The sequence below is a fragment of the Fulvivirga sp. AWR4_260 genome, assembly GCF_056158185.1.
In genome coordinates this window covers 1806335-1830700 of record NZ_JBSWSU010000015.1, presented here as the reverse complement: position 1 = coordinate 1830700, position 24366 = coordinate 1806335, and the positions used below count along the sequence as shown (strand labels likewise).

18 protein-coding genes are annotated in these 24366 nt (G+C 37.0%); 5 read left to right on the top strand and 13 right to left on the bottom strand.

The window, feature by feature from the left end:
• The first annotated feature begins 50 nt into the window (after positions 1–50).
• The 4 genes from ACXACQ_RS14275 to ACXACQ_RS14260 all read left to right on the top strand — a co-directional run bounded on the left by ACXACQ_RS14275 (position 51) and on the right by ACXACQ_RS14260 (position 12656).
• Positions 51–1106 (top strand): FecR family protein, encoded by a 1056-nt coding sequence (locus tag ACXACQ_RS14275; RefSeq protein ID WP_474976630.1) that lies wholly within the window; start codon positions 51–53, stop codon positions 1104–1106.
• A 108-nt stretch (positions 1107–1214) separates the two neighbouring features.
• Positions 1215–4583 carry a SusC/RagA family TonB-linked outer membrane protein gene (locus ACXACQ_RS14270; protein WP_474976629.1) on the top strand — a complete coding sequence of 1123 codons (3369 nt, stop codon included), beginning with the start codon at positions 1215–1217 and terminating at the stop codon, positions 4581–4583.
• A complete protein-coding gene (locus ACXACQ_RS14265; RefSeq protein WP_474976628.1) occupies positions 4583–6136 on the top strand; it encodes a RagB/SusD family nutrient uptake outer membrane protein in 1554 nt (517 codons plus the stop codon). Before ACXACQ_RS14270 ends, ACXACQ_RS14265 begins: the two co-directional genes overlap by 1 nt.
• Before the next feature lie 169 nt (positions 6137–6305).
• Entirely contained in the window at positions 6306–12656 is a 6351-nt protein-coding gene (locus ACXACQ_RS14260) for a PKD domain-containing protein (RefSeq protein ID WP_474976627.1), read from the top strand.
• 227 nt (positions 12657–12883) lie between these two features.
• Here ACXACQ_RS14260 and ACXACQ_RS14255 read toward each other — a convergent pair whose 3' ends face one another.
• The 6 genes from ACXACQ_RS14255 to ACXACQ_RS14230 form a co-directional block, all read right to left on the bottom strand.
• A complete protein-coding gene (locus tag ACXACQ_RS14255; protein ID WP_474976626.1) occupies positions 12884–13678 on the bottom strand; it encodes a hypothetical protein in 795 nt (264 codons plus the stop codon).
• 353 nt (positions 13679–14031) lie between these two features.
• On the bottom strand, positions 14032–14895 hold the full coding sequence (locus tag ACXACQ_RS14250) for an SIR2 family protein (protein WP_474976625.1): 864 nt from the start codon (positions 14893–14895) through the stop codon (positions 14032–14034).
• Positions 14892–15890 carry a ParA family protein gene (locus tag ACXACQ_RS14245; RefSeq protein ID WP_474976624.1) on the bottom strand — a complete coding sequence of 333 codons (999 nt, stop codon included), beginning with the start codon at positions 15888–15890 and terminating at the stop codon, positions 14892–14894. The genes ACXACQ_RS14250 and ACXACQ_RS14245 overlap by 4 nt, the downstream gene beginning before the upstream one ends.
• Positions 15891–16136: 246 nt before the next feature.
• Positions 16137–16628: a hypothetical protein gene (locus ACXACQ_RS14240; RefSeq protein WP_474976623.1), complete on the bottom strand. Its 492-nt coding sequence runs from the start codon at positions 16626–16628 to the stop codon at positions 16137–16139.
• Positions 16629–16723: 95 nt separating this feature from the next.
• Positions 16724–16825 (bottom strand): tyrosine-type recombinase/integrase, encoded by a 102-nt coding sequence (locus ACXACQ_RS14235; RefSeq protein WP_474976622.1) that lies wholly within the window; start codon positions 16823–16825, stop codon positions 16724–16726.
• Positions 16826–16925: 100 nt separating this feature from the next.
• Positions 16926–18023, bottom strand: a complete 1098-nt coding sequence (locus tag ACXACQ_RS14230; protein WP_474976621.1) for a YARHG domain-containing protein — start codon at positions 18021–18023, stop codon at positions 16926–16928.
• A 123-nt stretch (positions 18024–18146) separates the two neighbouring features.
• Here ACXACQ_RS14230 and ACXACQ_RS14225 point away from each other — a divergent pair, with 123 nt between their 5' ends.
• Positions 18147–19058 carry a DUF6263 family protein gene (locus tag ACXACQ_RS14225; RefSeq protein ID WP_474976620.1) on the top strand — a complete coding sequence of 304 codons (912 nt, stop codon included), beginning with the start codon at positions 18147–18149 and terminating at the stop codon, positions 19056–19058.
• On the opposite strand, the gene ACXACQ_RS14220 is transcribed toward ACXACQ_RS14225, so the two are convergent.
• The 7 genes from ACXACQ_RS14220 to ACXACQ_RS14190 form a co-directional block, all read right to left on the bottom strand.
• Positions 19059–20369 (bottom strand): DEAD/DEAH box helicase, encoded by a 1311-nt coding sequence (locus tag ACXACQ_RS14220; RefSeq protein ID WP_474976619.1) that lies wholly within the window; start codon positions 20367–20369, stop codon positions 19059–19061.
• Between the two features lie 63 nt (positions 20370–20432).
• Positions 20433–20711 (bottom strand): hypothetical protein, encoded by a 279-nt coding sequence (locus tag ACXACQ_RS14215; RefSeq protein WP_474976618.1) that lies wholly within the window; start codon positions 20709–20711, stop codon positions 20433–20435.
• Positions 20712–21042: 331 nt separating this feature from the next.
• Positions 21043–21561 (bottom strand): hypothetical protein, encoded by a 519-nt coding sequence (locus tag ACXACQ_RS14210; RefSeq protein ID WP_474976617.1) that lies wholly within the window; start codon positions 21559–21561, stop codon positions 21043–21045.
• Positions 21562–21720: 159 nt separating this feature from the next.
• Positions 21721–22014, bottom strand: coding sequence for a hypothetical protein (locus tag ACXACQ_RS14205; protein ID WP_474976616.1), 294 nt, complete (start codon positions 22012–22014; stop codon positions 21721–21723).
• 3 nt (positions 22015–22017) lie between these two features.
• Positions 22018–22965, bottom strand: coding sequence for a bifunctional helix-turn-helix transcriptional regulator/GNAT family N-acetyltransferase (locus ACXACQ_RS14200; RefSeq protein ID WP_474976615.1), 948 nt, complete (start codon positions 22963–22965; stop codon positions 22018–22020).
• A gap of 73 nt (positions 22966–23038) precedes the next feature.
• Entirely contained in the window at positions 23039–23380 is a 342-nt protein-coding gene (locus ACXACQ_RS14195; protein ID WP_474976614.1) for a hypothetical protein, read from the bottom strand.
• 10 nt (positions 23381–23390) lie between these two features.
• Positions 23391–24248, bottom strand: coding sequence for a hypothetical protein (locus ACXACQ_RS14190; protein ID WP_474976613.1), 858 nt, complete (start codon positions 24246–24248; stop codon positions 23391–23393).
• Positions 24249–24366: the final 118 nt, after the last annotated feature.

Below are 24366 nucleotides of genomic sequence, written 5' to 3'. Positions count from 1 at the left end.
TAGTAAGCATCTCTATATTAATGAAGGCCAGCAAATGGCATTTTTACACCATGAATAACCATAAATACGATACAGAATATTTCTTAAATGACAGCTCATTTTGTGAGTGGGTTTTAAGTCCTTTAAATAACCCACATTCACAATGGCCCGATTGGCTAAGCCAGCACCCTGAGCACGAAGATGCCTTTAATGAGGCCAAATCGATATTATTGGCTTTAAGATTTAAAGATGTAGATGTAGAAGTAGAAGAAGATAAGAAAAAGGCTTTATGGTCACAAATTCTGAAAAATATAGATAACAACTCAAACAGTGCTCCCGCACAGGTGGGAGTTAGTTTTAGCTGGCAAAAAATCATGGCAATAGCCGCATCTCTTATTGGCATTTTAATAGTAGCCTACTACTTACTACCTCATCATAGCGCTAATAATATTGTAGTGCAAACTACAGCCATGGGAGACAAATCATTTATTGAACTGCCCGATGGTACTCAAATAAACTTAAACTCAGGCAGTAAACTATCTTATAATAAAGAAGCATATAATGTTTCTAACAGAGAGGTATACCTTGAGGGAGAAGCTTATTTTGAAGTAAAACATAATGACAGTAAGCCTTTCATTGTGCACTCAGGAGACGTATCTACAAAAGCCATCGGCACCAGCTTTAACATCCATCATTTTAATTATAATAAGCCTATAATTACTTTAATAAAGGGTAAAGTTGATGTTTCTGATGTTAAAACAAAATCTAATATATTATTAACCCCCGGAGAACAAGCTTATATAACTGAAGATCAAATCCTTAAAAAGAAGAAAATTGACTCCAGAAATGTATTATTGTGGAAAGATGATGTACTCTACTTTAATAATACAAATTTCGAGGAAGTTATAAAATCTATTGAAAGGTGGTATGGAGTTAAAATAGACGTTCTGAATGCCCCCCAGCGTCTTTTAACATGCTCAGGTCAATTTGATAATGAAAGCCTGCAGAATGTGCTCACTACCATTGGTTTTTCTTTAGATTTTAAATTTGATATTCAACATGAGAAGGTGAATATTATGTTTAACCCTAAACCTACTGTACATGAAAACGATACGATCAACCATTAAGGATACTAATTATAGTATCCTTAAAACACCACATGCCGTGCCGTTGTGCTATAGTGAAAATTTGCAAGTCAGAGTAATCAAAAATGCAAAAGTCACTATAAGCGCAAAATGGCTAAATCACTAATCACAGTCATATTAACCTGTTATTTCATTTTTTCTCACCTTTTTATAGAAGGTGGGCTGGCACAAGAACGCCCCATTGTAAATGAAAAATTTCAATTAACACAACACAGGTATACATTAAAAACCCTAATTGAAACTATTGAAAAACAGACTGGCATGCATTTTTTCTATAATGCATCTATAGATCTTGATCAAAAAATCACAATTAGCAAGGGCTTCACATCACTACCTGAACTATTGGAAGAAATTATGAGTACTACTGCTCTTAGGTTTAAGCAAATAAACAACACCATCAGTGTCAGAAATGCTTCTGAAAATGAAATTCCTTTTATTTCATTAGAAGGTACTGTTACTGACACAGAAGGGAATACATTGCCGGGTGCCGCAGTAGTTATAAAAGACACCAGCATTGGAACAGTAACTGATTATCAAGGCAGGTTTAATATTAAAGCACCTCAAAACTCCTCCTCAATCATAATTTCATTTATTGGGTATGTTCCGCAAGAAGTCAATATTAGTACCCAAAATTATTTTGAAATCACTTTAGAACAAGACATTACTAGCCTTAATGAAGTATTAGTAGTAGGCTATGGTTCTCAAAAGAAAGCTGAGGTATCTGGTACTATTGTAGCATTAAACCATAAAAGCTATGAGAAACAACCGATTACTAATATAGATTATGCCCTACAGGGCAGAGCAGCAGGCTTGGAACTCACTCAATCATCAGGAGATCCTGCTACGGGTATGAGGATGAGAATTAGAGGAAGTAACTCCATTAACTTTAATAATGCCCCGTTATACATCTTAGATGGTGTAATTATAGGCGATATCTCCCCCATTAACGTAAATGATATTGAATCTATTAACATACTTAAAGATGCATCAGCTACTTCTATTTATGGGTCTCGAGGTGCCAATGGGGTAATTCTAATCTCCACCAAAAAAGGGACGCCCAATGCTTTAAACATTCAATTTGATTCTTATTTCAGCCATGAAACTCCTGCCAAACACATAGCCACACTTACACCTGCCGAATTTGCTCAGCAAGCCAATATTAAAAACATGGCTAACAATGGAAATCCAATTTTTTCTGAAACTGAAATTGAAAGACTATCCAATGGCGGTGGCACTGATTGGCAGCACGAGGCCCTCAATGAACACACAACCAGCCATAACCATAATTTATCTATTAGTGGAGGTTCTGAAAAGACTACTTTTTTTATTTCGGCCAATAATTCTAAAATAAACGCCATTGTAAAAAATAGAATTTATGATAGATACAGCTTCAGAGCCAACCTAGAACATAACCTCAATCATAAAATTGAAATAGGAAGCAATATATCCCTCAACAAAGAAAACATACAAGGCAGTATAGTTCAATTAGATAATGCCTTAACCTATGACCCCACTACCAGTTACTTTAATAGTAACGGCAATATTATTTTAACATCTCCGCGCAGTGTAGGTAACATCAACAGAAACGAAGTAATTATAGCCGACTTAAGAAAATACGTAGCAGATCAAAGAAAAATTTTCGCTAATGCATACATCAAATTCCATCTCAATAATAGCTTAAGCTGGCAAACAAAAGTAGGCTCAGAGCTCTACAATGGAGTTAACAAAACTTTTAGCCCTGCTATATTGGGTGAATCCACTAACATTAAATGGTTTGATGGCCAAAACACCCGATACAACATCACTAATCAGCTAACATACAGCAATGTTTTCAATCAACACTCATTAAAAATAGATGCTGTAGAAGAATATCAGGCTTTAGATATTCAGCAGCTTAATATCACCGGTGCTGATTTAGTTTCTGAAGCATTAGAGGAAAACGCATTATCATCTGCCCGTAGCGTTACTACAACCCCTGCAGGCTGGAAAGAAAAGATCAGTTCATACATGCTTCGGGCTGACTACAGCTATAAGAGTAAGTATAACGCTACCATTACTGGTAGGTATGATGGTAGCTCCAACTTCAATGCTAGCCACCGGTGGGGTTTTTTCCCGTCCATGGGTGCTAGTTGGCTAATCTCATCAGAGCCTTTTATGTCCTTTATGGATGAAACCATTGACCTCATGAAATTGAGAATATCGTATGGCATAACAGGTAACCAAAATGTAGGCAACCCCAATAAGCTCACAATAGGATTTTATGATATGTTCCCTGGCTGGGACGATGAAAAAGCCGATTGGCCTGCTTCCAACTTTTCGTATCCTGTTTCTAATGGAGAACCACAGCTGGGTTTTGTTCCTACTTCCACTGCCAGCGCTAAAAACCTCACTTGGGAAACAAATAAGCAATTTAACACCGGCCTTGACCTAGAAATGCTACAGGGTAGGCTTGTCGCTTCTGTAGATCTCTATTACAAAAAAGCAGACAACCTGATTTTGAAAAGGAAATTACCTTCCTATGTTGGAGTCAACACGCTAATAGATAATATTGGAGCCATAGAAAATAAAGGTTTTGAAATTTCACTTGATTGGAAAAGTGAACCCTCACAACAAATATTTTGGCAAGTAGATGGTAATATATCCTTAAATAAAAATAAAGTTTTAGACCTAGGCTACACTTTTGACAAGGATGGAAATAGAGTACCGCTTACAAGAGACATATCGCTAGGCTCTCAATTTTACGAAGGCACAGGAGGCGGCATCGTAAGTATTTTAAAAGTTGGTAGTCCGTTAGGGTTATTTTATGGCTATGATTTTCAGGGAATTTATCAATTAAGCCAAGAAGATGATGCCTCCAGATATGGGCTGAAGCCAGGAGATCCTATCTACCGAGACATCAATGAGGACGGTGTAATTGATGCCAATGATAAAACAATCATAGGGTCTGCCAATCCAGATTTTATCTGGGGACTTAATGGTCAGCTAGTATTCCATAACTTTGACCTGAGTGTATCGGTATATGGGAAAGTAGGCGGGCAAGTGTTTAACCTTTCTAAAGGTGTGCGTATGGGCTGGTTTTTAGAAACTGCCCAACCTACAGACAGAGATATTTTAAACAGATGGACTCCCTCCCACCCTAGCAATGAAATTCCGGGCTTCACCGGCAGTAGCGATGCCAATAAGCTGACCAGCAGTCAGTATGTAGAAGATGCAACATTCACCAGAATCCAAAACGTTACCTTAGGATACAGCCTTCCTATTGCTATAGTCAATAAGCTAAGACTCCAAAGCTTAAGGATTTATATTGGTGGTAAAAACCTACATACTTTCACTGCTTTCAGCGGATATGACCCTGAAATTACTTCTGAATTAAGTAATGATATTGATCCAGGTATTCAAGGCATGGGGCTCATTCCATTATCCAAATCTTTCATAATAGGCATATCAGCAAAATTTTGATGAAACAACTGAGACACTATATCGCCTTATTTATAATACCTATTCTACTGATTACGTGCAATGAAGAGCTTGACTACACCTCTGATTATGATCTATCAGTAAATAATTTTTATAGCAATGAAAAAGACCTAAATGCCGCTATAATGGGGGCTTATAAAGATTTTACCTATCACGCATTGATGAACCATTATTTTTATCAGTTTTTAATGAGTGATGATATATCAACAAGATCTGGCAAGCCGAATCATATAGGAGTAGACGCATTTAACCCACCTAATGATGAAAGTGATGCTTTCTACCGCAAAACCTGGCGAGAATATTGGCAAGCCATCTATAACGTAAACACATTTTTAGAACATTACAATCAAGCAAATATTGACGATGATGAGAAGTTAATTTATGCTGCCCAAATGAAGTTTTTAAGAGGTTACGCCTACCTTATTCTAACGAGAAATTTTGGTGCTGTTCCATTAATTTTAAGCTCGCACGGCACAGGTACCGAATTGCGAGCAAAAACAGTCACCCTCTATCAGCAAATAGAGAGCGACCTTAAATATGCAGAACAACACCTCCCTTCAGATTGGGGAAATGATATTGGCAGACCTACATTATGGGCAGCTAAAGCGGCTTTGTCATATTTATATATGAGCTGGGCCGGGTGGCCGGTTAATGACGCTACCAAATATAAAAATGCACTACAAATAGCATCAGACATTGTACTAGGGCCTTTTTCGTTAGATGTTAACAATGATGGCTTGGAAGACATTAAAGACTTTGCATCACTTTGGAATAGGGAAGAGAAATATGACGGTAACAATGAAAGTATTTTTGAATTTGTTTTCTCAGAAGAAGAAGTCAACTCAGGAAGTGCAGAATTAGGCAGCATGCTGGCACACGGAATGTGCCCTGAAGACTGGGTCAATAGCGACAGTACTGCTCCGGGGTGGCAAGATTTTAATGCAGAAATTGCATTCTATAACAACTACCCTGAGTCTGACCCTAGAAAACCAATAACATTTCTTACCTCTTGGCCCAGCTCCGACCATGACGGAAAAATTGTAATGTATAACCAATCACGGTACGGAAAGCCTATTTACAATAAATGGGTTTCATCCTCAGTAAAAAGAGGTTTTTACAATTCAATATTTAGAGATATTACTATTTATCGGTTTGCAGACATACTGCTGCTATATGCAGAAGCTGAAAATGAAATCAACGGACCATCTCCTAATGCCTATATGGCCATTAATAGAGTTAGAAAAAGAGCCGGTTTACCAGAATTAGCATCAGGTTTAAGCAAGCAGCATTTTTTTGAAGCAGTGTTTAATGAGAGAAAATTAGAGCTAGCAGGTGAAGGCCCCCGCTACTGGGACTTACAGAGAAGAGGATTATTAGGAGAAGCTAATAGACCTTCGAAAAAAGCCACCGGAGACTTTTTACCTATTAGAGATTTATTTGATGAAAGCAATTGGGTATTTCCCATACCACAGCAAGAGATACTGTTAAACCCAAACCTGACACAATATTTTAACCCCGCTACTATGAGTAAATAATTTTTACACCCTTATGAATAAAATATATAGCCAATGAAATAAAACTAAATCCAATACACCCCAATTGTTTATAGCTGACTTAAAAAAAATGGCAGTGTGCGAGACTGCCATTCGAGCCTAAAATTTGGCTTTAAATAGTTAAATAAACTGTTCAACTAAACCTAAAATTATGAAAACAAATACGTTTTCCAATGCTGCACGCCATTTTGCCGGCAATATATGGGCAAAATGCTTAAGCAGTGCGGCACTGCTTACGTTAGTAAGTAGTCAGATTTTTGCCCAGAGCGATGGTTTACCGCGCGGGGCATACCAAATGCCATATACCCGCTACGAAGCCGAAAGTGGCAATTACGGTAGTGGTGCTAAATATTATGAAGATCCTGAGTTTTTAGCTGAGCCTATTGCTGCAGAAGCTTCAGACCAAAAATATGTTGGTTTACCATCTAATGGATCGTATGTTCAATGGTCAGTAAATAAGCCTGCCAATGGAGTTACTATGCGCTTCACTATGCCTGATGCCGCTGGTGGAGAAGGTCAAAATGGCTCACTGGATGTATATGTTAACGGCAGCAAAGTAAAGACAGTAGACCTTACCTCCTACTGGGCATGGCAATATTTTCCAGGACAAGAACCAGAAGATCATCCTGGTGACAGACCCAGAATGAGATTTGATGAAGTGCATTTCATACTTGATAATGCGCTATCTGCTGGTGATGTATTAAAAATTCAAAAATCAAATGCCGATTCCTTCGAATATGGAGTAGACTTTGTGGAGCTAGAAGAAGTAGAACCTGCAATACAAAAACCAGCAGGCTATGTTTCTGTCACTGAATATGGTGCCATAGCTAATGACAACAATGATGATTTAGCGGCTTTTCAAGCAGCACTAAGTGCGGCACAGAATGCAGGCACAGGTCTTTACATTCCCGAAGGTAGGTTTATGCTTTCTCAAAAGTTTGTTGTAGAAACGCAAAATATAGCCATCACAGGAGCAGGTATGTGGTACACTGAAATCTATTTCTCTACCGAAGCCGTTTTCAGTGGTGGTATACTAGGTCGCTGTTCTAATATGGACATAGGCAATTTCTACCTCAACACTGTTAATAATCAAAGATTTTTAAACGGCCAGTACGTTACTTATAAAGGCTTCATGGGTACTTATGGTAGCAACTCTAGCATTCACGATGTATGGATAACTCACTTTGAATGTGGCGCTTGGATAGCAGGTTATGATCCTCCATATCCAATTGATGTAACTACCAACCTAGAGTTTACAAGAAACAGAATACGTAATAACTACGCTGATGGCATTAACCTTTGTCAAGGTACTTCTAATGCTACGGTTTCTCATTGTAATTTCAGGTCTAATGGTGACGATGCCATGGCTGTATGGCCCAACAGTGACTTTTCAGCCCCTGAAGGTGTAAACAACATATTTAAATACAATACTGTAGAGCATACTTATAGAGCTGCAGGTGCTGCTATTTTTGGTGGCAATGGTCATGAAGTTCATCATTGTATTATAAAAGACAACTTTGCTGGTTCAGGAATTAGGTTAACTACAGATTTCCCTGGTTACCATTTCGAAAATACAACAGCCATCAGAATTTATGAAAACACTATTATAGGTTGTGGTACTAGCAATGACCTTTGGGATTTTGAAAGAGGAGCTATTGAAATCAATGCTACGAACTATCCTATTCAAAATGTATTCTTTGAGAATATCGATATCATTAACGCCCAAAGACACGGGATACAAATAGGTAGCACACAATCAGTAAATGCCAACTTCGATAATATTAGCATCAATGGAACCGGCCTAGACCCATATACAGATTCGAGGTACACCATTCCTTTAGAAGGGGCCGCGGTGATGGTATTTGCAGGTCAGGGAACAAGTGTTTTCAACAACCTTTCTATGCAAAATATAGAAAGAGACCCAGCCATATATCAATCTCAGCAGGGCTATAACTTAGTCATCCAAAATGAAAATATTCCCCTTACAGGAATTTCATTGCCTCAAGAAGAGGTTAATATGGTTGCAGGGGCTACACAACCTTTATCGGTAAGCTTCAGCCCTGCCAATGCAACCAATAAAACAGTGACATGGAGCAGCTCAAATAATAGTGTTGCTACTTATGATGCTGTAGAAGGTCAAATTGTAGCCCATGGAACAGGTTCTGCCACCCTTACTGTAACATCAGAACAAGGTGGTTTTTCTGATCAGGTGACCGTTAATGTTGTAGCTGCAGTTAATATTGTGGCAAGCGATGATGCTGCAAGCGAAAGTGGCGATGTAGGAACATTTACTATTTCTATTGCTGAAATAGCTCAAAACATCAATGTAAACTATTCAATTGAAGGCACAGCTAGTAGCAGTGATTATGTAGCATCACCTGCATTAACAGGAAGCTTAACATTATCACCCTCATCTTTATCAAGAACAATCACGATTACACCAAATAACGACAGTGATTTTGAAGGAGCTGAAACCTTAACGCTTACACTACAACCCGGAAGTGGATACCAACTTGGAGGTACTACCTCAGCTACAATAAACATTGCAGACAACGACAATCCTCCTTGCAGTGCCCCTAATATTGGTTTAACTGATGCTACACCTGCCATTGATGGAAATATTGATGCTGTTTGGAATCAGTTAGAGGGCGTTTCTATATCAAACACTACTATTGGCTCTTTACCAAATGACTTTAATGGCAGCTATAAAGCCATGTTTGACAATAACAATTTATACTTGTTAGTGCAAGCTAGTGATAATAGCTTAAATAATGATTCTGGTGGAGAATGGTGGAACGATGACGTAATGAACATCTTCATTGATGGCAACAACAGCAAAGGAACCAGCTACGATGGTCTTAACGATTTTCAATTAGGCTTCCGTTGGAATGATAACACTATCCATGTTGGTGATAATTCTGTGCAGAACACTACTGGTATTCAACATAGCATGTTTGCTACATCCAATGGTTATGCGCTTGAAGTTGCCATTCCATGGTCAACTATTGGTGTTACTCCAACAGTAGGGAATGCAATAGGTATAGATGTAATTATTGATGATGATGATGCAGGTGGCAGTAGAGATGCTCAAGTAGCTGCATTCTCCACTACAGATATGGCTTGGTCTAACCCTAGCCTTTTCGGATCAGTATTTTTAACTACCTGCGGTGAGGTAGTAGTAGCCAATGCTGGAGCTGATATTACACTACCAAAAGGATCTACCAGCACCTCATTAGATGGCTCTGCTAGCTCTGGACCTGGGAGTTTAACGTATGCTTGGTCTCAATTAGATGGCCCTAATGCTACCATAGCTAATGCTAATAATGCAACTGCTAATGTCTCAGGACTTACTAATGGAACCACTTACACTTTCCAATTAGCGGTATCTAGTGAAGGCACCACGGTAACCGATATAGTGGTAGTTAAGGTGGGTAGCAACCAAGCTCCAACAGTAAACGCAGGATCTAATGTAGCGGTTCAATTACCTAACAATACAGCGACCTTATCGGCTAGTGCAAACGATGAAGACGGTGATATTGCAAGCTACACTTGGGAACAAACAGCAGGCCCTAGCACAGCCAACCTTTCGGCTAACAACACGGCCAACATCAGCATTTCTGAGTTAATTGAGGGAGCATATACATTTAAAGTAACTGTAATTGATAACGATGGTGCTAGTGCTTCAGACGAGGTGCAAGTGACTGTAAGCACTGAACCAGATATGGCACAAGACAGAGGTTATTATGATGCTGCTTATACAAGATACGAGTCAGAAAGCGGTACTTTTGGCAATGGAGCTGCAGTAGTAGGCCCCTCTTACGATATGGCTCAATTAGCATCCGAAGCTACTGATAGAAAATTCGTGAGCTTAAATAACAATGGCAGTTATGTACAATGGACCGTTAATGGTCAGTCTCAGGATGGGTTAACACTTAGATTCTCACTCCCTGATAACGCTACAGGCTCATTGGCTCTGTATGTAAATGGAAGCAAAGTAAGAGACATCAGTTTATCTTCTTACTGGGCATGGCAATATTTCGATGTGAGTCCTTCTACGAATGGTACTCCTTCTAACAATCCGCAGGGAGGCAACCCTGAGCCACGCATGAGGTTTGATGAAGTTCACTTCCAATTAAATACTCCCCTGAATAACGGTGATGTTGTTAAAATCCAAAAAGATAATGGTGATAACTTCAGTTACGCGGTAGATTTCATAGAGCTTGAAACTATACCAGGAGCTATAGCTCAACCTGCTGGCTACCTCAACATTATGGATTATGGAGCTACACCTAATGATGAATCAAACGATGCACAGGCATTCAGAACATGTCTGGATTTAGCCAATGGAGACCCTAGCATTAAAGGTATTTATATCCCTGCTGGCAGGTTTATCAATGGACAAGGTAATGGTTCTCCTAGTGGAAACATTTGGATACCTAACGATGGCATAACCATACAAGGTGCTGGTATGTGGCATACTGAAGTATATTTCAGCAGTACTTCTGAAAACGGAGCAGGTTTCTTATTTGATGCCAATAATGTTCATATTAAAGATTTCTACATGAACAGTGCTACTAATTCAAGAATTGCCGGCAATAAAGCTATTAATGGTAGTCTTGGTAGTGGTTCTACTATAAGCAACGTTTGGGCTGAGCATTTCGAAACCGGATTCTGGATTTCATCAATGCAATCTAACGGATGGAACGTAACTGATGGGTTAGTAATATCTAACTGTAGAATCAGAAACGTATATGCAGATGGTGTTAACCTTGCCAAAGGAACAAGAAATACCACGGTAGAGCATACTAGTTTCAGAAACTGTATTGATGATGCTATGGCTGTTTGGTCTGTAAATTACCTGGAAGCCGTACCTCCTACTCCTAGCGTTGGAAATATTTTTAGATATAACACGGTAGAGAACAATTTAAGAGCTGCAGGCCTTGGTTTCTTTGGTGGACATAGCCACGAGGCTCACCATTTATTAATTAAGGATAATTTTGCTGGCCCTGGAATTAGATTAAATACTCAATTCCCCGCATATCCGTTTGGCTCAAATTCATCAGAAGCCATTAACATCCATGATGTAACGGTTATAGGTTGTGGTACTACCAAAAATATCTGGACATATCGCTTCGGAGCTATAGAATTAGAATTAGTAACTCCTACGCAAGGTCAGTCATATGACTTAAGGTTTGCTAATTTTACTGACATAGACATTATCAACTCGCAGCACGATGCCGTATTCATTCACTCTTACATGCCTAGTGATAACAATCATGTAATAGATGAAATTTACTTTAACAACGTAAATATTAACGGTACTGGTGTAGCATTAGACGTAAACAATGGCTCTCAATATAATAACGGAGATAGTGAAACTGGCGGACATGGAATATATGTTGCCAATTTCTCTTCAAACAATACTTTTGATGGCTTTTTACAACTATCCAACACAACCTTTAGCAACATAGCTAACGAAGATATTGCCTACTATAATAACAATGGTGATTTTGAAGTTAGAACAGGTAATGAGCCAACTAACCATGCTCCTACTGCCAATGCAGGACAAGACCAAAACCTTTCTGCTGGCACAACTAATGCATCTCTTAATGGAACAGGTGCTGACAGTGATGGTGATGCTCTATCATACACATGGAGTCAAACAAGTGGCCCAGCAGCCAATATTACTAATGCAAATGCTGCTACTACAAGTGTAACTGGCTTAACCAACGGAAATGTGTATGTGTTTACACTTACTGTATCTGATGGCAGCCTCACCGCAAGTGATGATATTACCATTACGATTGAAAATGCTGATGACAATGGCGGTGGTGGTGACAACGCTACGGCATACCATATCAAAAACAGATGGCAAAACACTTATTTAAGTGATGGTGGAGATCTTGTGGCTTACAACACTTCTGCCTCTGGAAGCAATTTCGAGTGGGTGTTAGAAGATGTAGGAGAAGGCTATCAGGAAATTAAAAACGTAGCCACTGGTGAATATATGCACATAGAAAACTTAACAGGTCAAGTTCAATGTACAGCAAGAACTTCCGGCTGGTATAGTTCAAAGTGGGCTGTAGAAGATGCTGGAGAAGGATACGTTAGATTTAAAAATGCTTGGCAACAAGCTTACATACATGTAGAAAACCTACAAGGTTATGCTCAGTATGGCAACGCTTATCCAGAATGGCAAAGTGCACAATGGCAACTAGAGCCTATAAGCACTGTTGCAAGAATAGCCACGAACGGCAATGTTGATGAGCAATTAACAGTATATCCTAACCCTGCCAGCAAGGAAATTAGCTTGACGGTGAAGGGTAAATTACAATCACCAAGCCGTATCATTATATATGATGTTACTGGCAATTTGGTGAAAGAATTAAGTGTTAATGAATCAAACACCAACATTAATATAGAAAATTTAAAGTCTGGTGTTTACATGCTTAAATATCAATCTAGTACCAAATCCGAAATGATACGGTTAATAGTAGAATAATTTTAAGCTATCAAAAAAGGCTGCCACTTGGCAGCCTTTTTTGATATTTGAGTTTCAAATCTAATCATTTACGATCTCTCTTTTTTTTAGTACCATCCAAGGTAGACACTCCAGATTAGCGCTTAAATTTGCAAGTACACACCAAGTTAAAAAATCCTCTCGGATTTTCTTAAGTTGGCCAGAACAAGCAATTACTTATAGCCATTGTGACCAATAAGCTTTTTTCTTTATTCCAATTGAAAATGTATATGGTCATCGTGTCTCACTGCTTGACATCCATGAAATCTTACTTTTACGTTATTCAAATTCAATCTGGTTTTTAAATGTGGTTCAATAAATAACTTGCCAATGTTTTCTTGTTTTAAAATCATATTTGCCAATTGTCGAGTTCCTTTTTCGGAAAACTCAATATCTTCATTGATTGTGCCTAAAGTCAGATATTTAGAAAAATCATATTGCCAATTCCCATTTTTCCTGCAAACTTCGGCTTGGTCATACTCTTTCTCGGTTGGTATTTCATAAACTCCATATCCACTGACTGATGGCTTTCTATTTGTCAATAATCCGTTATCATTTTCGTAAACCAAAGAAACATCAATTTTTTTTCCATCGTTGTGACTCAAATGGGGCAAAAGTGGAAATTTGTTTATGAAAGGAAAATTCGCATCAAGATAGAGCACTTTTATTCCTGTATTTTGTCGCTCAAATTCGGCTGCAATTTGTCCAACTGATTTATTCAATTCAGGTCTCACATAGTTTCTGTTGGCAAGTTTGTAAAAGAAAGAATGAGCCTTTAAAATTTCCGATTCTTTTATTTTTTCACGTCCGAAAATCGGTGCTACATTTGGAATGATTAAAAATGTTGTAAGCGAATATAGAAATGCGAAAATTCCAATCCGCTTCAAGCGTTTCTTTTCTGCATTTTTCTTAATCAATAAAATAGCAATCAAATAAATTATTCCTCCAATTTGAGTAACAACAGTTAAGAAAGCAATAATTATTATGTGAAGCAGTATTTTCAATAGTCGGTTCAGCTTATTGGTAACGTCCGGCCTAAATCCATAGGTTCACATCTAAAGCCTTTGCGGTCAACTCAATAAGCCTATAAATTTTAGCATATGTGCGTGCCCAGCATGGGCATCAGATATCGAAGGTACCAAATTATTTGAGAGGCTGAAAGTACTTTATGCGCGGGGGTCGTCTCTCCTAGTGTTAGCAAGCCGTGAGGTGATTTGCTGTGAGGTATGCTGGAATATTATCAAAAACTTCAACCTGTGATTCAATGAACTGCGTAGTACGAGCCTAGTACGCTACGTGGTGTGCGAGGCGCACCGTGGGTTTATAGCTCACGGCCGTCTATACTATTAGGTAGCGTTTACCATTTTCTAGTATTCGCCAAATCTTCTCGTTTAAGTTCCACATCATTTACAAGTTTCTCTAGAGAGATCGTTAGTAAGTTATGATGATTTTTTGGATCATAAAGTAATGGCTTCAAACTCATGGTTTCACTAATAATCTCTCTAACCTTAGAGTGAACAGCGTTCTTAGCCATAACGATATAATGTTTTTTGTTTCTAGCAAACCGAAAAGAATAATCTTCTAGAATCAACCGAATGTCAGGATCGTTTGTTCCACAGCCTATAAATACAAAAGTATGAGTTACTGAAAGAGCGTCAATTAAATGATAAAAGTCTCGATGTTTGGTCCTAGCTTCAGAATAATCTTTTCTTGTGAATATTAGGTCATCAGGGGACTCAACTGAACCGTGTATTTTAATAATCAACGGTTCTGGTCTTCTAATACTATCAGCAATATCCGTCTCCGTATATTTCTTCACAATTATATTGCCATGAGAAGCTGTATTTGCATAAGTGTCATAGATTTTGTCGAAATTTGGTGTAATTACGATTCTTGAATCCAGGTTAAAAATGTGTTCATGGATTTTCGCTGGTTCAAAAGCTGGAGTTAAAAACTCAGTTCTGACCAAAGTATTATAATCGTCCCTGCCTAATTCTTTCTTTATTAGCTCGCATGCTGTAAGGTAATCTCCTGATTTTATTTGTTTTCTAATTTCAGTTTTCCCAATAATATTTGAGGATGCATGCATCAAAAATTCATTCCAATCTTTAGGTCTTTCGCCTGCAGCATTTGTTGAATTTTTAGAAACTCCTGAACCTAGCACAAGTACGCACTTTCTGCGAGCAATATCTTCAATTAGACTTTCTGGCCAATTTATCATGACAGCGTATTTAAATTTTCTAATAAATTCACTGTGATCTCCTCCAAAGTATCTTCAAATTCTTTCACTTTATTAAAATGAGCTCCGACTACTCCATGCTCTGCTTTCAAAGCAAAAATTGGAACACTGCTATTTTGAGATAAAGGCACTAGGCTATGTAGGTTTGTGATTTCTCCAATTTTAGGCTTAGTTATCTCAGCGGAATTCAAAGCCATCAAATGTTTATTGACAGTCGAAGGAATTTTTTTAATTATTCTTTCATATGCTTTAACCGGTTGTTTTTTGCCTCCGACCGTTTTTGCAGTGTATTGTTGAGTAATATATCCTGCAAATTGAATGTGCCAACTAACCTCTTCTTGATCAATTAAAAAAGCTTCCCCTTCCTTTTCTTTGAAATCTTCAAGTCCTCGGGTGAGTTGCTTTTTCCATTCCTTAAGTGATTTAGCAATGTTTTCTAATGCTTGAATACTAAATATATCTGATGACATTGGGACTATAAAATAATCCGAAGCTGCTAGAACAGATCTATTAAGTGCACCAAGAGAAGGTCCAACATCGAAAAATACAAAGTCATAATCATCTAGTTTTGACAATAAGTCCCTAAACATCAATGTAGTTTGTAAACCTCTAAAGTCACCAGCTTTTCCATCAAGCCAATCTTTACTTAAAAAATCTTCACTCAAAGAAAGATCAGGGTCACCAACAATTACATCTACATCAAAATGTGGACTTTTTAATATTGGTAACTCACCTTTTTGAAACCCAATACCTCTTTGTAAGGGCTTAACTATTTCATAAATCGTTTTTTTTGACTTTGAATATATTTCTTCAATTTGAGGAAATGGAAACATATATGCAGTAGCATTGCACTGTGGATCCATGTCGACAATCATAATTTTTTTACTCTTTACCTTTTGTAAGTAGGCAGCAACATTACACAGTAAAGTTGTTTTTCCGACTCCTCCTTTATTATTGAATACTACTATTGATTTCATATGTGTCCTTTTTATGCTACCTAACGACCAGCTATCGGGCGTATGTCCGCAGCTAGTGAATAGCACGAAAGTAGTGAAATCTGCCGAAGCTCGCAACGGTTCCAAATGGCACTGCGTTCCGAAAGTCTAAAACTCCTGCGAGCAAAAAATAGTAGAAAGCACTGCCGTATCCCAGCGGCAGATTCACGGTCGAGTCGCGCTGAAATCAGCCAGAAAGCGCTAAGACATATGCCCGATCAGCGTCTGTTATATGCTTTGGTTTTCGTTCAGATATTGGTCGAAAGTATGATATGCTTGAAGTTTCCCGTTGGAGTTGACTGTCAGGTACTTGTTAGGCAGTTCAAGAAGTTTCGCAAGAATTAGGTCAGAATGTTGTTCAGGAGTTGACTTCTTGATTAGTTCGATTACATCAGACTTGTTCAGAAGTTCAAAATGACACTCTCCGTCATCATGAGTTTTTAAAGAACCGTAATCCTTAAAATCCACTTCAAAGGTTAAAAACCAAACTTCGTTTGAGTTCAGGAAGTCTGAAAGTTCGCCAGATGTTCTAAAAGTTGGAAAGTCGCTTTCGGTTGCCCAGCTCAAGTTCTTGTAATCGCTTGTTCCAAGTGAGATGTTCGAAATCTTCAATTCTCTTGGAAGCAGCAACATTCCTTGTTCGGATGAATATTCACCCAGATACAGTAGGAATCTACCGTTCCGTTCGTCAAGTAGGTATGTGCTTGGATTTGCGTTCATAGCATATATCAATTATATAAAGGACACAAACATTCCCTTATTTCTATCATGGTGGTCAATCTAAAGGATTTTCAATCAATTTCATTAAGGTATAACTACATATCTATATGTGATATTTTAAGATGTAGCAACTCACTTCTTCGCAAGCCAGCTGAATATAATAAGCCTATTATACATTTATGCTTTATATCATTCACATCTTGTTTTAGATAATACCTTTGGTTATTTAACACTCTTCTACGGCCTTTTTTTTCACAATACCTGTTGGCTCAGCACTATCTCATAGTAAACCTTATACTATTTACTTATTTGGCTACCATTCAACTTTACTTCTTCTAGCCATTTAGCCTCGTCAACTGACAAATCTGATCCCTTGGGTTTATAACCTTCATTAGGTTGATACCATGGTATATTTTCATAATAATTTCTAATTTCTTCTGTAGAAAATATATACCCTCGAACTGCCCAAGGCCAATTCCTCAATATTTTAAGTGACTTCTCATTTCTAGAGTTTGTCACGCTTTTTATAGCTTCAAACCCCACGGGCAATTGGTGCGAATTACTGTCAAAAGCTGACATATTAAAAGTTGGAAAAACTATGCCGAGCTCGCCTTCAGGATGAAAATTATTGACACGAAAGCTGACAATGCCATCATTCACATAGAAATTTGATATATCATCCAACTGTTCTATACTTCCATCCAGCCTAAAATCAGATATATCGTCATAAAAATTATTATGAATACTAAAATCTTGAAACGGTTGCATATCTAATTTTAAAGTAAAATCATCAATACCATTATTGCCCCACCTATTTGCCGCAGTTAATATATAACCAAAACTTTTTCCCATAACAGAAGACTCCATCTGATATTTATATGTATGCAATATGTGATTTAGCCCATGATCAAATGTGGCATTAAAATAATATACGTAATTAAAATCCGCATAATTATAGTCAGAACCTGCTTCTGCATCTTCTCTACTTATTGAATTAACAAACCCGTTTTTAAAATATGATTCCAATGGGACAAAACTCACATCATAATCCTTATGATAACCATTTAAATCAACGGTAAAGTTTTTAATATAAGGATGATCCCCTATTTTATTAGGAAGGCAATCCACATCTCCATTTGGAGCTGGAGCCTCAAACCCCATCAAAATAGTTTTTTCTTTTGCATTATTATAAAAATAATACTCTACCCTAACTTCTATCCAATCATCCGCTGTTCGTTTTAGGCTTAATACCTCTTTTTTAATCACAATGTCAGTTTCCCTGCTTGGAACCAATTGATTACCGGAGGCATAAAAAGCTCCATCGTTTCCCTGTACTGAAAAGCATATAATATTTAACAACAAGATCATTAAAAACTTCACTCTCATATGTAGCATAATCATAAAATAAACATCAATATAAATAATTATACTTATTTTACATTAGCTTATAGAAAATTGTGCTGAAATAATCTTAGTATAATGTAAGTTCATTAAATTGCGGATCTAACCAAACTGCATATGAAAAAGAGAATAATCTATACACTTATTTTATTGGGTTCTGCATTGAGCCTACAAGCCCAAAAACTAGACCTTGGTCTTCATTTAAAGCAAGGCGAAAAGTACTTGCAAAAAAGTTCTTCTAAAATGAATATTAGCCAAACTATGGCGGGCCAATCTATTGACATGACTATGACTGTGGACGGTGACGTACAATATATAGTAAAATCTATAGAGGGAAATAATTACAATTTTGATGTAAGCTATTTAAGCCTAGCTCTTGGTATGGTGATGCCTCAAATGACAGTAGATTTCAGTTCTGAAAAAGAAGACAATGAAATGTCTCAAATCCTCAGCTCTATGAAGGGGAAAGTTTTCACTGTAGTAATGTCTGATAAAGGAAAAATATTAGAAGTTAAGAATACTGATAACCTATTTAGTGATTTCGACTCTAAGTTTGAAAACATGCCTGCTGCTCAAAAAGAACAAATGAAAGCACAACTAAAACAAGCTTTTGGAGCAAAAACAATTAAAACAAGCTTAGAAATTTCTACTGCAATTTTCCCTGACAAAAAGGTGAAAATTGGCGAAAGCTGGACTAGCACTTCTGTTTTAGAAGGCCAAATGCCTGCTAGCGTTAATAGCACGTACACTTTAAAAGAAGCTGGCGAAGACTATTACCTTATCACCGGCACAGGTACTCTAGACACTGACGAAGAAAACTACTCTGAAATGCAGGGCATGCAAATGGCTTATGATCTCAAGGGTAGCATTACTAGCACTATCAAAATAGATAAATCTACAGGTTGGGTTATAGAAACTACAGCAAAACAAAACCTGAAAGGAACCTCTAAGTTAAAAGGCAATGCTAACATGCCTAATGGCATGAGCATACCTATGACTATTGAGTCTGAGACTACAATTACCGATTAATTATACCACTGTTATATTAATCGATTTTTTCTTTATTTTTTGGCCTTTAAAGAAGTTACTAATAAGCTCTATTTTCTCTTGCTTTACAGCCACATAAGAGTAAAAATCTTTGACTTCTATAAGGCCAATATCACTTTTTTCCATCCCCTTATCGTTAAGAAAGAATCCTACCAAGTCAATCTTATTAATTTTATCTTTTTTGCCCTTATTAATATGTAATGTGACATAATCTGGCAGAACCAAATGAGTATCTGCATCACTAGTAATTTTTAAAGTAGCTTCTTTTACATACTCAGGCAAATGCTCATTAGAAGTGACAAATAAAATGCTTGTACCATTTTCTGCTACTCTGGCTGTGCGACCATTCCTATGTATAAACGTCTTATCGTCTTTGGGTAACTGGTAGTGAATTACATAACTTAAAGATGGAATATCAATACCCCGTGCGGCCACATCTGTTGCTATTAGCACTTTAGTACTTCCATTTCTAAACTTAGCCAGCTCTAGCTCACGATCTTCCTGTTCTAAGCCTCCATGAAATAAGCTATATGGGTAGTGTAAATCATCTAAGTGCTCACTTAATCGGTTGCAGGCTTCTCTATGGTTGGCAAAAACTATTGCATTTTCACTGTCATTTAAACCTTTAATTAGCCTTATCAGCACTTCGGTTTTTTCTGCATCAGAAACGTTTACATACTCTTGTTTTAATAGGGTTTCTTCCTTTTGATGTGAAACAGTATCAAACTTACTTACCGGCAAATAATTGGGCAAATCAAACTCACTGGTAGCCGAAACCAATATACATGACGCTAACTTTGAAAGTTTTTTTGAAATAAAACTCATTTCATCTCCAAAGCCAAATTCAAGAGATTTATCAAACTCATCAAAAATGAGATGCTTTACCGTTTGCAGATCAATATTTCTATTTTGGATGTGATCTACCAACCTTCCTGGTGTACCTATTAAGAGAGTTGGCGCAGGCTCTAAACTCAACCTTTCAACTTTTGTAGAGTGGCCACCATAGCAGGCATTAATTTTAAGGCCGGTTTTCATCTGCCTAGCAACGGTCTCTATTTGAAGTACCAACTCACGCGTAGGCGCAATGATTAATATTTGTACGCCCTTGACTTGTTTTACTTTTTCTAAGGCCGCTGTAAGATAGGCTACGGTTTTTCCGCTTCCTGTAGAGGCACTTATTATAAGGTGAGGCGATGTCTTACTTACAGAAAGTACTTCCTTTTGTAAATCGTTATATGAATCAAAGCCTAAATTCTGTAATATACTATTATGTGATATACCGTTCCACTGCATGCAGCAAAATTAGGTATTAAGTAAGGGAGATTTTAATAGTTATTAAAATAAAGTAAAATTAGGTTAAGCTTCTTTATTCTTATTGGCATTATAAAAGGCGTAACCTTTTTCGGTAATGAAATATTCAGAACAACGTTTGCCCACGGGATCTATCTTGATAAATCCATGTTCCTCACAATATTTGATTGTATCTCTTGTTGTTCTAGAGGCAGACTCCAAATTACCAGATGTAAGCTGAATGTACTTTCCTCTTTCACTTAAGTCAGTTGCAGAAATAATAATCAATTCTAAAAAATCAAATACATTCAGTTCGTCCTTAAGTCTTTTGTCTGTTATAATCATGACTCAAATAAGTAAATAGTGGTGCAACAAATATATTATTGTTTAACCACTTTTTGAATAACTTATGATAAGGATCAGTATTATATTGCCACCAACAAATCACTTCTAACTGATAATCAAACAGTTTACAACTAAATATTTTAATATAAATTATAATATTTTATAATTATACATATCACAAATATTAAGTCTTAATTAATAATTACATAACGTTAAGCAATCAATCTAATCACCTCAAATTATAAGCTAAGGCAGGGTTATAAATTATAAAAGGCTAAAACAAAAAAAGGAGCACTAAATGCTCCTTTTTTTGTTTTATGGTTGGATGGTTTTAGAATTTATAAGTGATTCCAAATTTACCACCTGATGCTGTTCCTCCTCCTAATTCAAGGTTAAGTCCCCAGTCATCATCAAAGAAGTATCTACCTCCCACTTGCAAACCAGCTCCTAAACCAGAAGAATGGCTACCATCATAATAAGAAGGTGAAGACCATATGTATATTCCTAAGTTCACTCCTGCGTAGAAGTCAAATTCACTAGGTATTTCTAATAACTCATTGAAATGGTAGTTACCAAAAGCAGAAACTCCAAAAATAGAGTGATTGAAACTTCTTCTATCACCATTCGCATCATACCAATGGTCAGAATATCCTCTATAAGAAAGTTCACCTCCTGCAGTGATATTATCATATACTCCATATTCAAGACCAGCATAAATAGGCACACCCCAACCAGAGAATCCAAAACCAGCGTTAAGCTGTCTCTCTCCTACTTGCAGTGGTGCCTGCGCGCTTGCAAATGTTACTCCAGCCAAAACCATGAAACACATGATTGCAATTTTCTTCATCATTTGATTTAAAAAGTTTTAGTTAATTCAATTAACGTTACGTCTTACAATTTTCACGCCATAATCCTTTTAGCATTCAATTTGCGTATCGATATTTCAACAAACTTACATAGAAAAAATCAATTACTATTATGTAAATTCATAACGTACTTATCTAATTTTTTACAGCATCAGCCAAACAAAATATAGTGTAGGCAGGACATTTAATATTCCCGCTATGGTCATCTGTTTACTATTTGCCTGTACTTTTTTCAATTGAAATAAAAAAATGATAAAAAGTACCCACCCCAATATATTTAAAATTAGACTGGTGGATAAAAAAGGAAGCACTACACTGCTATTATAATTGAAAAGTTCGCTATCTGTTACATCTGAAGCTGGCGATAAAATATACACCAATATAATAGCAATTAAAGCAATGACATTTAATACAATAGACCTTCTCCAATTTCTCATAGATCAAAGATAAACAGCCATCTGAATATTGCACCTTTCATAAGGCGTGGCATGCCCCACAACCTTTCTAAACCCCAATTTTTCATATAGGTTTATGGCAGGAACCAAAATAGTGTTGCTTTCAAGGTAAACATTATTAGCTCCTAGTTCTTTTGCCTTTTGAAGTATACCCAGGCCTAATTTATAGCCGATACCCTTGCCATGAGCCTTTGGACTCACGGCCATTTTACAAAGCTCATAATCATATTCCGGATCATCCATTTTTTTTAGGGCACAAACCCCATAAGGCTCATTATCATATAGTGCTACTAATATTGCTCCGCCTTTACTCAAAATATCCGAATAAGGGTCGTCCAATGAACGGTAATCTGCTTCCTCCATTTTAAAAAATTTGGATATCCATTCAATATTTAAATCCCTAAAAGCTGATTCATACTTTGCTTCAAAGTTCACCAATCTCACCTGATTAGCTTCTCGGTTTTTTCTATGGTCCATTACACGCTTATACAGACTTTTTTCTGCTAGCAAATATTCCCATTCGCCTATTGCCTCCCATAAATCATTGCGTGTACGCTTACTTAGCTCCTCTATAGCCCCGTTAACATCTATGTACTGTTCTTTTAACTTTTCATTTACCTCATCTCCTTTTGAGGTAAGTAAAATTAAATTTCTTCTAGCATCAGCCTTATCTTTAGTTTCTTTCACATACCCTGCTTTATTCATTTCTCTAACCATTTTACTTACCGAAGGGTGCGAATGTCCTATTAACTGGGCTATGTCTGTAACTCCTAATTGCTTGCCTTCTGCAAGTACATAAAACATCGGAAACCATTTGGGATTAATATCCATACCATATTGGCTATAAATTCTCTTGGCATCTTCTGTGATCAAATCAGTAAGTAGTCTCAAACGACTACCTATTACCATTTTTCCTGCTTCTTGATAAAACATAAATTATTAATTACGTAACCAGTTACTAATCTAGTTAAATAAATGCATCTAAAAACAAAAACCTTCAAAAAAATTATAATAACCCAACTGAACCAGCGGTTAGAACTATAGTAACTAATGCGCCTACTATCTTGGCCACCTTCTCAAACTTCACACTTATATCTTTTATATCGGCATTAGCTTTAGCCACCTTTTTAGCCAGTGCAGACATTCTCTTTTGCGTAGTTTTCAAATCTTCAGCTAACTCTTTAATATCTTCGTTAACCAACTTCAGTATTAATTCCTCCATTTCGTAGGCCGCCTCTTCCAACATATCACGCTCTGTACTACCTACAGCCATAAGCGGAATTTGCTTTCTAGTTTCATTAAGTACTAGCCTAATTTCTTTTATACCATTGAGTTTTTCGGTATTCATAAATTTATATTTACAGGTCTGTAAAATCCTTTATTTCTACTGCCAAATCGGACACATCACTTGCCAAGGCACCAAGCTCTTTTGCGTATGTTTTGAGCTTCTTCTTAGTCTGAATTTCCTTAAGAACCGCACGGTGTGCCTTACTAGCTCCATTTATAGTACTTATCAGTTTGTCATTAGCTTCACTTAGTTCATATAATTGATCATACTTTTCAGCCACCCGCTCATCTATTTTCAAAATATCGTAAACCAAATTTCCATAATTTACCGTATCTGACAGTATCTGTGTTCTTAAGGCTATGTGGGTACTTTCCAGCTCATCGTCAAGGCCAACCAACCACTCATTCTTCACCTTAGTAATAAAAAAATTACTACTTAAACTACTAATAGAATCGATTAATGCCTGCCCTTCATGCATATACTGCTTAATGTAATCAGACCTCTTGTGCGTTACGGCCTGTTTACCAGCAAACGCCAATGCATCAAAAACTATTTTTCCAAAACCAACAGGCAAATCTCCTTCAAATTGACTATTGTATTTAGAAATGAGCGTATCAAGTCCAACTCCTACGATGTCTCCATTTTCTTTAAGACTGGCATCCGCATCGGTAGTGGCTAAGGCCTCAAGGTTGGTTGCATATATTTTTAAAATATTAAATGAGGCATTTAACTTAACCGCTTCGAGTTTTAAAGCATGGCTAAATTCAGCATTACGCTTAATTTTTTTTGCCGCTATTTTCGGATTTGCTGTAAGTGGAGACGACAATGCAAATAATGATCTTTGATAATCAACATATGCATCTACTAACTCATTAGGATAAGCACTGTATTCTTTAGTTGCCGCTGCATAGCTTTTAACAGTAGACAACTGACTGTCTGTTAAAGTTTTGCAAGAAAGCAAACACAGTAAAAAAGGGACTATTAAAAGTATACTCTTACTTTTAAACTCAATGACATGCATCATTTCACATTGATTAAATCAGTAC